Annotated in this window: 11 protein-coding genes and 1 tRNA gene; 5 read left to right on the top strand and 7 right to left on the bottom strand. The window is 57.3% G+C overall.

Annotation, left to right across the window (positions count from 1 at the left end; translation table 11 throughout):
- Positions 1 to 3: 3 nt before the first annotated feature.
- Positions 4 to 2223 (top strand): tetratricopeptide repeat protein, encoded by a 2220-nt coding sequence (locus Pan97_RS13290; RefSeq protein ID WP_144973280.1) that lies wholly within the window; start codon positions 4 to 6, stop codon positions 2221 to 2223.
- Here Pan97_RS13290 and Pan97_RS13285 read toward each other — a convergent pair.
- Positions 2220 to 3299, bottom strand: a complete 1080-nt coding sequence (locus Pan97_RS13285) for an NHL repeat-containing protein (RefSeq protein ID WP_144973278.1) — start codon at positions 3297 to 3299, stop codon at positions 2220 to 2222. The two genes, Pan97_RS13290 and Pan97_RS13285, sit on opposite strands and share 4 nt — an antisense overlap.
- Before the next feature lie 216 nt (positions 3300 to 3515).
- Between Pan97_RS13285 and Pan97_RS13280 the strand changes: the two genes are divergently transcribed.
- From Pan97_RS13280 to Pan97_RS13270, 3 genes are all read left to right on the top strand, one after another.
- Complete coding sequence (locus tag Pan97_RS13280) at positions 3516 to 3707, top strand: hypothetical protein (protein ID WP_105358412.1); 192 nt, start codon at positions 3516 to 3518, stop codon at positions 3705 to 3707.
- Positions 3708 to 3845: 138 nt separating this feature from the next.
- Positions 3846 to 6872, top strand: a complete 3027-nt coding sequence (locus tag Pan97_RS13275) for a DUF1553 domain-containing protein (protein ID WP_144973276.1) — start codon at positions 3846 to 3848, stop codon at positions 6870 to 6872.
- Between the two features lie 18 nt (positions 6873 to 6890).
- On the top strand, positions 6891 to 8285 hold the full coding sequence (locus Pan97_RS13270) for a DUF1501 domain-containing protein (protein ID WP_144973274.1): 1395 nt from the start codon (positions 6891 to 6893) through the stop codon (positions 8283 to 8285).
- Positions 8286 to 8504: 219 nt separating this feature from the next.
- Here Pan97_RS13270 and ndk read toward each other — a convergent pair whose 3' ends face one another.
- The 6 genes from ndk to Pan97_RS13240 all read right to left on the bottom strand — a co-directional run bounded on the left by ndk (position 8505) and on the right by Pan97_RS13240 (position 13409).
- Positions 8505 to 8963, bottom strand: coding sequence for a nucleoside-diphosphate kinase (gene ndk / locus Pan97_RS13265; RefSeq protein ID WP_144973272.1), 459 nt, complete (start codon positions 8961 to 8963; stop codon positions 8505 to 8507).
- 91 nt (positions 8964 to 9054) lie between these two features.
- Positions 9055 to 9369: a hypothetical protein gene (locus Pan97_RS13260; RefSeq protein ID WP_144973270.1), complete on the bottom strand. Its 315-nt coding sequence runs from the start codon at positions 9367 to 9369 to the stop codon at positions 9055 to 9057.
- Between the two features lie 309 nt (positions 9370 to 9678).
- Positions 9679 to 10914 carry a M16 family metallopeptidase gene (locus tag Pan97_RS13255; protein ID WP_144973268.1) on the bottom strand — a complete coding sequence of 412 codons (1236 nt, stop codon included), beginning with the start codon at positions 10912 to 10914 and terminating at the stop codon, positions 9679 to 9681.
- The gene (locus tag Pan97_RS13250) at positions 10889 to 12145 is read right to left on the bottom strand and encodes a M16 family metallopeptidase (RefSeq protein ID WP_196782089.1); all 1257 of its coding nucleotides are present in this window, start codon (positions 12143 to 12145) and stop codon (positions 10889 to 10891) included. Before Pan97_RS13250 ends, Pan97_RS13255 begins: the two co-directional genes overlap by 26 nt.
- A gap of 111 nt (positions 12146 to 12256) precedes the next feature.
- Positions 12257 to 12832: a GNAT family N-acetyltransferase gene (locus tag Pan97_RS13245; protein ID WP_144973266.1), complete on the bottom strand. Its 576-nt coding sequence runs from the start codon at positions 12830 to 12832 to the stop codon at positions 12257 to 12259.
- 100 nt (positions 12833 to 12932) lie between these two features.
- Positions 12933 to 13409, bottom strand: a complete 477-nt coding sequence (locus tag Pan97_RS13240) for a 6-pyruvoyl trahydropterin synthase family protein (protein WP_144973264.1) — start codon at positions 13407 to 13409, stop codon at positions 12933 to 12935.
- Between the two features lie 197 nt (positions 13410 to 13606).
- On the opposite strand from Pan97_RS13240, the gene Pan97_RS13235 reads away from it, so the two are divergent.
- Positions 13607 to 13680: transfer RNA gene (locus Pan97_RS13235), tRNA-Arg, on the top strand.
- The last annotated feature ends 112 nt before the right edge of the window (positions 13681 to 13792 follow it).

The following is a 13792-nucleotide window of genomic DNA, read 5'->3' as shown; positions in this document are numbered from 1 at the left end:
GAAGTGTCCCAACGGTCCAAAGAATCCCCCAAGCAAACCCGCGATCCTGCGCCGACGGAAACCTGGGCCAGCCAACTCGCCGAGCAAACGAAGTGGTTGCGAGTCGTCTTGGTTGTTGCGGTCGTTGCGGCGTATCTAACGTCACTCGGCGGGACGTTCGTATTCGACGACTTTCCGCGGATCGTCGAGCGGGAAAACCTCGACAACCTGGCGAGCGCATTGCGGGGGATGGCGCGTCTTCGTTCCCGATCGACAACCCATTTCTCCTTCGCGATCAATGCCGCCTTGTTCGGAAAGTCGGCGTTCTACTTCCACCTGGTGAACTTGTTGATCCATGTCGTCAGCGTGCTCACGCTATTCGAACTCGTCCGGGGATCGATTGCCTGGTGGAACCGGAATCATCCACCCCACTTAAACGCCAACCTGACCGGCTTCGTTGCGGCACTGCTTTGGGGAGTCCATCCGCTGGGGACGATGGCCGTCACTTATATCGTGCAGCGGCACGAGTCGTTGATGGCGATGTTCTACTTGCTGACGCTCTACTGCCTGCTCCGCGGACGGTTGGCTCAAACGGCTTGGCCGTGGTACATCGGCAGCATCCTATGCTGCTGGCTGGGCATGGGGGCGAAAGAGATCATGGTGACTGCTCCGCTGGTGGCCTTGGTGTATGATCGCTGTTTCCTGTCGACCTCGTGGCGAGAACTTCTGGCCAAGCGGGTGTGGGTGTTCGCGATGTTCCTGGTCCCTGCGACGATCTTGTTCATCAAGAACCTTTCCATCTTCAAAGCCGGCACCAGCGCAAACAGCTATGTGCTGGGCGCCCACGAAACGGCTTCGGCCTGGCTCTACTTGTGGACGCAGGCCGGCGTGATCGTGCATTATCTGTATCTGTCATTCTGGCCCGTTCAACTGACCTTCGACTACGACTGGCCGGTGGCGAACCAGGAAAGGGAGTATCTTTTGCCAGCGATCTTCGTGCTGGGCCTGCTCGTCCTTTCGTTTTGGCTCTTGTACAAACGGCCTGCGATCGGCTTTGTGGCGATTGCGTTCTTCTTCATTCTGGCGCCAACGTCCAGTATCGTGCCCATCATCGACGTCGCCTTCGAGCATCGCATGTATTTGCCGCTGGCGTGCCTTTGTGTGCTTGCCGCTATGGGACTGAATGCGGCCGTTGAAAAGTGGCGAGCGAATCAATCGGACGAATCCAAGTATCAAACGATTCTTCTGGTCGGTTTGACGCTTGCCGTCTTGCTGGGTATCCGCACTGCCTACCGAAACCTCGACTATCATTCGCAGATCGCTTTATGGACAACGACGGTCGAAGCCCGGCCGATGAACCTGCGAGCCAATCATAACCTGGCCCAGGAACTGCGACAGGCCGATCGGCTTCCCGAGGCGGAACAGACGTTGCTGCGGTCGATCGCGTACTGCGAGCAGCACGGTTATGAGTCGTTTCCGCTGCATGGCGACCTGGCGGAACTGCACGTTAATGCCGGGCAATTCGACCAAGCGTACGAGCGTTTTCAAGTTGCCCTGAATGCCGCAAGTTCGCCGCCTGAGAATATCAGCGAGTATCACACGCTGCTTCGCAACCGCAAGCTGGCCGAAACGCGGACCAGCTACGGGGCACTGCTGGACCTGATGCAGCGCCCGGCAGAGGCCGCGCGGCAGTTCGATCTGGCGATTGAACTTCGCCCCGACGTTGCCCAGTCGTACGTCATGGCAGGGCACGCCTATCGCAAGTCTGGAAATCTGGAAATGGCCTTGGCCCGCTGGAAGAAGGCCGTGGAGCTTGAACCGGGTAGCAGCGACGTTGCCCGAGATTACACAATGTTGCTGGTCGACGCCGGCCACTACCGCGAAGCGGCCGAGCGACTTCAGCAGTACGTTCAGCAGAACCCCGACGATCTGCCCATGCAGTTCCAACTCGCCCGCATTCAGGCCGCGGCTCCCGATGACCAGGTCCGCAATCCAGAGGTCGCGCTGAAGCGTTGCGACCGGCTGCTCAAGGCCTTCCCACAACATGCGCCTGAAATTCAGCAGGTCGAAGCGATGGCCAGGGGCAACGCAGGCCAGACCGACCAGGCAGTTGCCCTGTTGGAAACGCTTCGACAGAAGACGCCTGACACCGAGGCCGAGGTTCGCCGGAACCTCGACATGATGTCGGCCCGCTTCCGGCAAAAGCAGCTAGTCTTGCTCGCGGACAAAAACGTGAAACGTTAACTTAAACGCTTGAGCTTCGACACGCGTCCGGTCGAGACCCATTCGGCGACGAAGATGTCGCCACCTGGCCCGAAGCAGGCATCGTGAGGATGCACGAACTTGCCTTCGGTCCAGTTCATAGGCTGCGTTCGCAGTCCCTTGGTCGAGGTGACGCGTTTTACGTCATCCCCGAGTTGTGCGAGGACTTTGTAGTCTTTGTCGACAATCGAGAGCCGCGCGTGCAGTTCCGGCACGATCATCCAATCGTTCCACGTATCCAAATTGGCAGGCAGGCCAAAGCCGCTGACCGTGCTCAAGTAGTTTTGATCTTTGTCGAACACTTGCAGCGTATGATGAGCCCGATCGCACACGACGGTCTTCGGATTGGCGGCGTCACGGCGATCGATCCAGATCCCGTGCGGCGTGGCGAACTTTCCTTCTCCCTTGCCGGGGCCTCCGAACTTCCCTTGCCAGTTGCCATCCTTGTCGTATTGATGCACGTAGAAAGAACCGTACCCGTCGGCCAGGTAAAAGCCGCCATCATCCAGGAAGGCGAAGTTGGTCGGCATGAAGCGATCGCGGCCCCAAATCTTTTGCGGATCGGTCGCTTCCCCTTCGGCATAGACGCCAGCTTCCATGGGGGCATGCTTCTGCCAAACGGTTTCGCCCTGTTTGGTCAACTTGGCGAACGATTTGACCTGCTGGTAGGCACAGACGTAGAGGAACTCCTGGCCACCTTCCTGACGAACTTCGATCCCATGGCCACCCCCTTGGAACTGCTCTCCGAAGGCTCGGACGAACTTTCCCTCTTTGTCGAACACGAAGATCGACGGGTGATCCTTCAGGGCGGGATTGCCTTCATGGATCACGTACAGGTTCTCTTCGCTATCGACGGCCACATTGTGGGTGGTTTGCCAGTGGTACTTATCGGGCAGCGATGGCCAATCGTGCGTAATTTCAAACTGGAATCCCTCCGGCCCGATGACCATCCGCGAGCCGGATTTGTCGCTCGCATGGACGGCAGGGGAGGGGAATAGACCCGTAGCAGCCAAAGTGAGGGCTGAACCGGCCAAAATTGCTTTGCGGCGTGTAGGCATGGGGTAAACTTGAAAAGATGGAGCAGAGAACCGTTCGGCTGGTGAAGCCATGACGCGGCCCAGATAGGGCGGGAAGTGACGATAATGCTTGTTCTACGCCCAATTTGCACCTATGGCAAACACTTTCTTGCGGCTTGGTGGGCTGCGAGTGATTGAAACCTACTAGCTTCCCAATTATCCTAAACTCCTTAATCGGGACTTCAGGAAACCCTCGTCATGCAAGATTTGCTCCTACTTCTACTATCAATGGTCGCCTTTGCAGGCGGATTTCCAGGGGCTTGGTGGGTCGCTGACAAGCAGCGTCCTGATAATGCAATTGGCATATTCTTCGGTACCCTGGGCATGCTGATCGTCGGCGGAGCCGGCCTGTTTGGTGTCGTGATTCTTGCCGCAAAGCAGTTCCAATAAAGCGCGGGGGCGGGTTCTTCGCCCGATCTGAGAGCTCAATCAGCTTGAACTAGCGAAGTGCAAGTGGTAGGATTCATATTCCTGCCCGAATTGCCAATTCCCTTTTGGCATGTTCCTCTCAGCTCAGCAGCATCGGTTATGACCTGCGTCACTTTGCCCCAGCGGTTGCTCCTTGCCCTTCTTTTCGTCGGCTTCTGCGCTTCGATAGCGGCTGCCGCGGACGAGAAAATCGACTTTGCGACCCAGATTCGCCCGATCTTGTCGGACCGTTGTTTCCATTGCCATGGTCCTGACGCAACCAGCCGGGAAGCCGATTTGCGCCTGGACCAGCAGGACTCTGCCCACGACTACGCCATCGTACCCGGGGACGCAGAAAGCAGTGAGGTCTATCTGCGGCTGATTGATCACGACCCCGAAGTACGCATGCCTCCGCCGGAATCGAATCGTACGGTCTCGAAGGAAGAGATCGAGCTGATCCGCCAATGGATCAAACAAGGAGCCGAGTACGAGCAGCACTGGGCGTTCCAGCGCATTGAAAAGCCGCCTGTGCCAGAGCTGGCCGACGATGATTGGTCGCGAAACGAGATCGATAAGTTCGTCCTGGCGAAGCTACGCGAAGAAGGCGTTACGCCCAATAACGAAGCCGAACCGTGGCGACTCTTGCGGCGCGTATCGTTCGACCTGAATGGCCTGCCGCCATCGCTGGAAGAACTCGACGCTTACCAGGCCGAGCCTACCGAAGCCAACTACCAGGCCCACGTCGAAAAGCTGCTCGCCTCGCATCACTACGGAGAGCGTCTCGCAGCGGAGTGGCTCGACGCGGCGCGGTACAGCGATACGTACGGCTACCAGGTCGATCGCGATCGATACGTATGGCCGTGGCGCGATTGGGTCATTCGGTCGTTAAATGCCAACATGCCGTACGACGAGTTCGTCACGCAGCAAATTGCGGGCGACCTTTTGCCGGATGCGACCAAGGAGACGATCCTGGCAACCACGTTCTGTCGGCTTCATCCACAGAAAGTCGAGGGGGGAAGTATTCCGGAAGAGTTTCGCGTGGAATACGTGGCCGACCGCTCGCAGACGGTGGCGACGGCGTTCCTCGGTTTGACTATGGAGTGCTGCCGATGTCACGATCACAAGTACGATCCGCTCAGCCAACGCGAGTATTACCAGATGTTCGCCTTCTTCAACAGTATTGATGAAGCAGGCCTGTACTCGTTCTTTACCCCATCGGTCCCCACACCGACGCTGCTGCTGACCGACGACGCCCAGGCCACCAGGCTGAAAGCCCTTGACCAGAAGGTAACCGACCTGGAAGCGGCGCTCGCCAAGCTTGAAATGCCCCCAGTCGGCGACCAGGAGGTGACGGTCACGCTGAACGAGCCCATCGAGAAGGTCGACTTCGAGGATGCCAAAGTCGGAGGTAACAAGTCGGTTGAAGGACTGCATGGGAAAGCGGTTCAGCTGACCGGTGACGATGCGATCAACTTGAAGCAAGGCAACTTCCAGCGACACCAGCCATTCTCGGTAGCGCTGTGGATGCATACGCCAGACGTGAAAGACCGAGCGGTGATCTTCCACCGATCGCGGGCCTGGACTGACGCGGCCAGCCGCGGTTACGAGTTGCTGCTGGAAGACGGCAAGCTGAAGTGGTCGCTGATTCACTTCTGGCCAGGCAACGCCATTAGCATCAAGGCCACAGAAGAGTTCCCCGTCGGTACTTGGAAGCAAGTGGTCGTGACCTACGATGGTTCGAGCCGAGCGGATGGGCTGAAGATCTATGTCGACGGCGAGCTGGTCGAAACGGAGGTAATCCGCGATAAACTGACCAAGCAGATCACCGGTGGCGGGAACGATCACATCACCATCGGCGAGCGATTTCGTGATCGTGGCTTTACCGACGGGCAGGTCGACCAGTTCGCCGTGTACGATCACAAGCTGACGGCAGCCGAAGTGGGCTCGCTAAGTGGCATGACGCCTACTGCTGAGCAATTGGCCGAGTACCAGTTAGAACGTCGTCACGATTCGTGGACGGAAACTGCCGCGAAGTTTGCCCAGGCACGAAAAGAGCGTAACGCGGCTTACGACAAGACCAGCGAAATCATGGTCATGCAAGAGCTGGAGTCGCCTCGTCCTACTTATCTGCTCGCTCGTGGCAATTACGACGCTCCCACCGATCTGGTCGAACCGAAGACGCCGGAGGTGCTGCCGCCGTTTGAGGAGGACTGGTCGCATGACCGGTTGGGGCTGGCCAAATGGATCGTCGACCGCGATAACCCACTGACGGCCCGCGTTGCCGTGAATCGCTATTGGCAACTGCTGATGGGGGAAGGATTGGTTCGCACGCCGGAAGACTTCGGCAACCAGGCCAGTCCGCCAACCCATCCAAAGCTACTCGATTGGCTTGCGGCTGACTTCATGGAGCACGGCTGGGACGTTAAACGACTGCTGGGACAGATCGTGACTTCTTCAACCTATCGGCAGTCGTCCGAGGCCTCGGCCGAGTTGATTCGCCGCGACCCCGAGAACAAGCTACTCGCACGCAGTGGCAAGTTTCGCCTGTCGGCGGAAATGGTTCGTGACAACGCTCTGATCACCAGCGGACTGCTGGTCGACGAAGTGGGTGGACCGCCCGCCAAGCCGTACGAGGTCTCCAGCTCGTTCAAGCCAGTGAAGCACGATAGCGGCAAGGGGCTTTATCGCCGTTCGCTTTATACGTTCTGGCAGCGAACCAGTCCTGCCCCCGCGATGATGACCTTCGACGCATCGAAGCGCGACGTGTGCCAATTGAAGCGGGAACGAACCTCGTCACCGCTACAGGCGTTGGTGCTGCTGAACGGTCCTCAGTATGTCGAAGCGGCCAAGATGCTGGCCGTTCGTGTGCTGAAAGACGAGAAGCATGCTACGAGCGATGAAGACAAGGTGCAAACGGTGTTTCGCCTGCTAACCAGTCGCCAGGCGAACCCTCAGGAATTGGAACTGCTCGCCAAATTGTTCGCTCAGCAGAAGTCACACTTCCAAGAGCAAACCAAGGCCGCCCAGAAGCTGCTGGCCGCTGGCGAGGCCAAGGTTCCCGGCGATCTCGATCCAGCGGAAGTGGCGGCCCTGACCGTCGTGGCCAATACGGTAATGAATTTCGACGGCAGTGTCACGCGTCGGTAACACGGAGCTAGGAAACCCATGATCACACGACGACAAGTCCTTCAGTCTTCCGCTTGGGGTTTTGGTGGTTTGGCGCTGGGGCAGCTGATGGCTTCCCCGTCGGCGGCATCCGACGGCGTGCTTACCAAGCTGCACCACACACCCAAAGCGAAGCGGGTCATCTTCCTGTTCCAAGCAGGCGGTCCATCTCAGCTCGATCTGTTCGACTACAAGCCGCTGCTAAACGAGAAGCACGGCGAGCAGCTGCCTGCTTCGGTGCGAGGCGAACAGCGTCTCACCGGGATGAGCGGCAACCAGTCGAGCATTCCACTGGTCGGCTCTCCGTTCAAGTTCGAGCAGCATGGGCAAAGCGGCACGTGGATGAGCGAACTGCTGCCGCACACGGCGAAGATGGTCGACGACATCAGCGTCATTCGCTCGGCCCATACCGAAGCCATCAATCACGGACCAGGTGTGACCTATTTTCAAACCGGCTCGCAGATCCCCGGGCGTCCGTGTATCGGGTCTTGGATGAGTTACGGGCTGGGAAGCGAGAACGAGAATCTGCCGGGGTTCGTCGTGCTGGTGACGAAAGAGAAGGGGGGCCAGCCACTGGCTGCGCGGCTGTGGGGCAATGGTTTTCTGCCGTCGCATCATCAAGGCGTGCAGTTTCGCAGCGGCGGCGATCCGGTTCTCTATTTGAACAGCCCCGAAGGAATCGACCGAACGAGCCGCGAAAATGCCTTGGCGAGCCTCGACCAGTTGCACCGGATGCAGTCCGCCGACGCGTTGATCGATACACGCATTCGACAGTACGAGTTAGCGTTCCGGATGCAGTCGTCGATTCCCGAGGTCACCAACATCGGCGCCGAGCCGGACCACATTCTCGATATGTACGGGCCGGATGCGCGCAACCCAGGCACCTTCGCCGCGAATTGCCTGTTGGCCCGCCGGCTGGCTGAGCAAAACGTGCGTTTCATTCAGCTCTACCACCAAGGCTGGGACCATCACGGCGGCTTGCCAGGCGGCATCAAAAAGCAGTGTCAGGAGACTGATCAACCCACTGCGGCATTGCTGCAGGATCTAAAGCAGCGCGGCATGCTCGATGATACGCTGGTGATCTGGGGCGGCGAATTCGGCCGTACCGATTATTGCCAGGGGAAGCTCGGCCCGAACAACTTCGGCCGCGATCACCATGGTCGGTGCTTCACCGTCTGGATGGCTGGCGGCGGAATCAAGGGGGGCGTCACCCTGGGCGAAACCGACGAGTACGGTTTCAACATCGTCGATCAGCCGATTCATATCCACGACTTGCAAGCAACGATCCTGCACGTCATGGGGATCGATCACGAGCGGCTAACATTCCGCCATCAAGGCCGGGCATTTCGTCTGACCGATGTTCATGGTCACGTGGTGAAGCCGATTTTGGCTTAAGAAGGTTTTGCGACGGAGAGCACCGAGGGAAGAAGGGAAAGAGTAACCACGGATTACACCGATAGACACGGATGAGAAAGAAATAAGATAGGGTGCCGGAAGTGGCACCCTATTCTTATTCGTGGTCACAAGTTCACTTCTCAGTGAACTCTGTGTGCTCTATGGCTAACACTCTCCTCGGCTTTCTAAGAGAGTGCCCTTGGCGAACGAGGCAACCGATCACTCGTCGTCGGCCCGCATCCATGGGGTTAGGACGGGCGTGTGTTCGAGGATTTCTTCGGGCTTGAAGTAGAGATCGATTTCACGCTTCGAGGCTTCTTCGCCGTCCGAGGCATGAACCAGGTTCATTTGGCGGCTGCTGCTGAAGTCGCCACGGATGGTGCCGGGGCTGGCCTTCAAACCACTAGTGGCACCCAGCATGTCGCGAACGACCTGAATCGCTTCTAGACCTTCCAGCACTATGGCAACCACGGGGGCAGCCGTGATGAACGATTCGAGGCCTGGGTAGAACGGCTTGCTGACATGCTCGGCGTAGTGCTGCTTGGCCAGATCGGGGGTGATCCGGATCAACTTCATCGCAATGATGTTCAGCCCTTTGTCTTCGAATCGGTTAATGACGCGGCCAATCAGGCGGCGTTCGACACAGTCAGGCTTCAGAAGAACGAGCGTACGTTGCATTGCATTAAACTCCGGTATCACTAGTGAGAAGGCGGATTCTAGCGAATTCGCCGATTTTGCTCAACCAGGAGACAGAGCCACAAACGCGAACTTAATTCGATTTTGGGAGGATAATAACCGGCGAACTGGCGCTGACAGTCGCCACGTTCTGCTTGGCTGGCGTGGGGACTTGCTCTTCCATAGCCGGCATGGGGGTTTCGTATGCCGGGTAGTAGGGTTGGTACGAAGACAACTCACGGGCATGCTTGGTCGGCCGGTTCCAGGGGTCTCCCTTGGAGTGATACCCGTCGCTCCAGAACTCGCCGCAGTATCGCAGCCATGCATTCCAGCCTGCTTCGACCGGCATCGGAGCCGCGACCAAACCTAGAAGCAATAATGCCGCCGTCAGGTAAAATTTCTTTGTCACGTCACTGGCTCCCATGCGATAACTGCCGACTTCTTAGCACTGCATTTCCGGTTCCCTCTCCCTTCCCAAGGGAGAGGGCTAGGGTGAGGGTTGAGAAGCGGGTACCTGGTTTGCCCCTCACCCTAACCCTCTCCCCAAAGGGGCGAGGGGACAAGATGATGAGCATGCCTACGAAGATTTAGGCATGGCACCCGTTCACACAACTAGGGTGCAGCACCACGATTGGTTATCGAAACACTGCTGGCAATGCCAGCAGTGTTTTTGAGGCATCCGGCAGAAAGACCGTTCACGTGGTAACGGCTGATCTTGCTACGGAAGATGTAACGTCGTCAGCGGACCAACCGCGGTGGTCGACGTCTTGCGTAGGTCGTAGGTCTCTAAAAGTCGACCGATATCATCCAGGCTGACCTTTTGATATGCCTCGACGGTTTCCTTCACCGTGCGTAGCTTCTTACGCTGCGTCCAGCCCGAGCCTACCGAAAACAGGCGACTCGAAGGGCGTTCGCTTCGCAACACCACGTGCGAGCAGACTTTATTCTTGGCCAGGTCCAGCTCGCGCTGCGTGACCCCGTCGGTCATCAGCTTTTCCACTTCGTGCGTGACCACTTCCAACACGCGCTGGGCATCTTGCGGAGCGCAACAGACGTAATTCATCATCACGCCGCAGCCTTGGAATTCGTACGATTCCATCGCCGCGAACTCCGCAATCCCTGGGTCGACCAACTCCCAGAAGAAACGGCTGCCGACATCGTCTCCCATGATCGTTGCCAAAAGTCGCGCCGCGTAGCGGGCTTCATCCTCCGAGCCAGGCGATTCGGCCAGTTGAATGACGTACTGCTGAATCGAGGTCTCTTTGGTGATCAGTTGAAAGTTCGACTCGCCGACGGGGCGCGCCGTATTGCGCGAGACGTTATGCTTCTGCCAGCTTCCGCAGAGCTCGTTGGCTTGATCGACCAGCTTGTCGAAGTCGACATTGCCGGTGGCGACCAGCGTCATGTTGGTCGGGCTATAGCGCTCTTCAAAGTAAGCCATCATCTGTTGTTGGCTCAAATCGCCGACTGACTGCTGCGTGCCGAGCACGCTGTTACCCAGCGGATGCTTACCGAACCAAGCCGCCATGCTCTTTTCGTGACCGCCGTAGGGTGGCTGGTCGTCGTATTTCATGATCTCTTCGAGGATCACCTTCTTCTCGGTGTCGAAATCCTCTTGCCGCAGCGTGGGACGCATGATGTCGGCCAGCAGGTCGACGATCTGCGTTTGCAGTTCCGGAAGCACCACCGCGTAATAGACGGTCTGTTCCTCGCTGGTAAAAGCATTCGACTGCGCGCCGAGTTCGTCAAGTTCGCGATTGACGTCTTCCGCCGTACGGCGCGCGGTTCCCTTGAAGACCATGTGCTCCAGAAAGTGACTTACGCCGGCGACTTCCGACGATTCGTCACGAGAGCCGGTCTTGACGAAAAATGCCGTGGCAAGCGAATAAGCATTCGGGTTCACTTCGGCAACGATATCCAAGCCGTTATCAAGCGTCGCCTGACGAAATTTCACTCGGAACCTCCAATCTCTTAGCACCGATGGTTGTCACCCGATAGTTTTTGGGCGGATTCTTTTCCAGGTAGGCGTTGATCGTATCGACACTGATTCCATCCAGTATCGTTTCCAACTCTTCCATCGTCCGGATCCGACCGAGATGATACCAGTCGGCCGCCAGCGCAGAAGCCCGAGACGAACTCGATTCTTGCTGCATGATGATGCCGCTTTTGAAGCGCGCTTTGAGCCTAGTCAGTTCGTCCTGGCGAACCCCTTTAGGTAATTCGTTGAACTCTTCGATCATCACATCGAGGGTCTCTTGGGCCCGTTCTGTGCTTGTCCCGGCATACGACAAGACGGCTCCCTGCGTCTTGAGCGAGTTGCACGAAGCATACACGGTGTAGCACAGTCCCCGCTTCTCGCGGACCTCGCTAAATAACCGCGAACTCATGCCGTCACTCATGATGCCGATCGCGGCCCGAGCCTGGTAGAAATCCGGATTGGAGATCGGCACGCTGGCGAAACCAAGCCCCACGTGCGTCTGGCTCGAATCAAACGGGATATGAACATACTCTGGCAGCGTTGAACCGAGATAACTCTTCTTCCCGGGGCGCGATTTCCAATTGCCGAACAGCTTTTGAATCGTTTCCTTGAGTCGCCCCCAGTCGAAATTACCAGCGACCGCGATGATCGCTTCGTTGGGACGCACCCACGTGTCGAAATACGCTCTGGCGACTTCCTCGGTCAACGATTCGACGCTGGCCAGTGTGCCGGTCGGGTGCCAGCCCCAGGGATCGGGGTACATCTGCCGCCGCAGGCTGAGCATCGCTTGCTGATGCAGGTCGTCTTCCAGGGCACGAAGTTCCTGAAAGCAAACCTGCTTGGCATCCTCGAATTCATCCGGCAGAAAATGAGGCCGCTGCACCAGATCGGCATAGATACCAAGCGTTGCTTCGAGGTTCTCGGCCAACAGAGCCCCACCGAAGGAAAGGTGGCTCGAAGATACGCCTCCGCCGCGGGCAACTCCCAGATTATCGAGCGCTTCGACGTACTGTCGGCTATCGAGATCGCCGCAGCCGCGCTGAACCCAATCGCAGAGCAAGTTAGCGACACCGCGGTTGGATTCCTCTTCGCGCTGCACACCGGCCGGGATGACAATCGAGAACGCTGCTGATTGCAGCCAAGGCATCGACTCGGCCAGAAGGGTCAATCCGTTGTTGAAACTCTCGGAGTAGTAAGTGGAACGCACGTTTTTGCCGTCGCTTCCCGCTGTCGCAAATAAGTCCGAAGATAAATGGGATGGTCTAGTCCCTGATTTAAACGGCCAAGAGATACGCCGACAAGGCCCGGTCCCAGGGTTCTACGCATGCGTGCTGGTCTGAACGGCCCCCATTTCGACCGCTTTGTAGACCGTCGAGGCGATGCGAAAACCGAGTCGCTCGTAGAGCCGAATGGCGCCGATGTTCTGCGAGGTGACCTCCAGCGAGGCCCGAGTCATGTCATGCTCGCGAAAGCCATTCAGGGCACGCAGCAAAAGGATGGCTCCGATTCCGAGCCCCCGAAAGCCAGGCACCACGCCCAGGTTTTGAATCGACCCGTTCCCTTCACGGTCACGGACGCCTTGCACGGTGGCAATGGGTCGCCAGTCGCCTAACTCGGGGTCTTCATGCTCGATCAGCCACGTCGCGGCAGGCAGAAAACCGTCTCGCATCGAGATCTCACGCATCAGGCGAAAACAGCCCTCCGAATCCCCCAAACAAGGGAAGACGTTGGCGTCGACCTCGAACCGAAAACTTTGATACTTCACCTCGGCATGCCGCTTAAGAATCTCGGCCGTCCAAGGCTGAAAGCGGAACCCTGGCGAAAGGGGGGGCTCTTCAGGCAGATCTGCTAGCGAGATCTCCATCCGGAATCGTTTGAAGTAGGTAAGCGCCACCGGTTCTCTTTCCACGAGTGTGCACGCGCAGGGGTTGTTGTAATCACTAACTATCGTATCCCTTAGCGTACAAAAAAGCGACGAACGTTTCCGAAAAAGGCTATTGGGCCGAATCGATCGCGTGGGCGGCGGAAAATACCTGGGCTTCGTTGTCGCGGGCCCAATCTTCGCGATCGTAGCTGATCACGGAAGTATCGGTCTCTTGAACTTCCAACAGGCTTAGATCGAACCCCATTCGGGTGATTTCGGTAAAGAGTTTATAGGCCAGGTTCTCGACCGACGTTGGGCCCTGAAACTCGCAGAGCTTGAAGTCCTCGCCATGGGTCGCCATGTGACTTTTGAGCGTCGTGTAAAGAGGATCGTTCACGTTGATCAGCATACCGTGATCGTACTTTTCCTTGAGAAAAGGCCCTATCTTGTCATCGAAATCGGAGAACAACGTCGAATACGACCCGGTCCGCTGCACCTCGAAATGGCAAACGATGCCGTACCGGTGCCCGTGCAGATTCCGACACTTATCCTGCAACTCTTCATTTCGATGTGCGGCGTAAAACTTGTATTCCTTGCGGATAATCATCGCGAACTCCACCAGCAACCTGAGTATTTCCTACGGACGATTGTTTCGCTTTTCGAGCCCCAGGACAAGCAACCGTAGCACGAAAGAACCAACTTCGCCCTCTGACCGTACCTGTTGCCAGTTTTTAACTTCCGCACTGCGGAACGTTGACAACTAAAGAATCAAGCTTCTATTATGACAGGAAAGCCAAACTGCTTGTCCCCGTAGCTCAACTGGATAGAGTGTCGGCCTCCGAAGCCGAAGGTTGCAGGTTCGAACCCCGCCGGGGATACTTTTTCTAACGCCTTTTATGACAGGGCTTTAAGGCGATCTTCTTGAAATCGCGGTTCTCGTTAGTACCCGACTTTTTCCTAAATTCACCCCAAAAGGGTACGGAACCTGCC

This window comes from Bremerella volcania (assembly GCF_007748115.1).
In the GTDB taxonomy this organism is placed as follows: Bacteria; Planctomycetota; Planctomycetia; order Pirellulales; family Pirellulaceae; genus Bremerella; species Bremerella volcania.
This window is presented reverse-complemented; position numbering and strand designations above follow the sequence as displayed.

Bases quoted from the DNA above. Each gene is read 5' to 3' on its own strand.
- Pan97_RS13285 (WP_144973278.1), bottom strand. From the start codon at position 3,299: ATGCCTACACGCCGCAAAGCAATTTTGGCCGGTTCAGCCCTCACTTTG.
- Pan97_RS13280 (WP_105358412.1), top strand. From the start codon at position 3,516: ATGCAAGATTTGCTCCTACTTCTACTATCAATGGTCGCCTTTGCAGGC.
- Pan97_RS13275 (WP_144973276.1), top strand. From the start codon at position 3,846: ATGACCTGCGTCACTTTGCCCCAGCGGTTGCTCCTTGCCCTTCTTTTC.
- Pan97_RS13270 (WP_144973274.1), top strand. From the start codon at position 6,891: ATGATCACACGACGACAAGTCCTTCAGTCTTCCGCTTGGGGTTTTGGT.
- ndk (WP_144973272.1), bottom strand. From the start codon at position 8,963: ATGCAACGTACGCTCGTTCTTCTGAAGCCTGACTGTGTCGAACGCCGC.
- Pan97_RS13240 (WP_144973264.1), bottom strand. From the start codon at position 13,409: ATGATTATCCGCAAGGAATACAAGTTTTACGCCGCACATCGAAATGAA.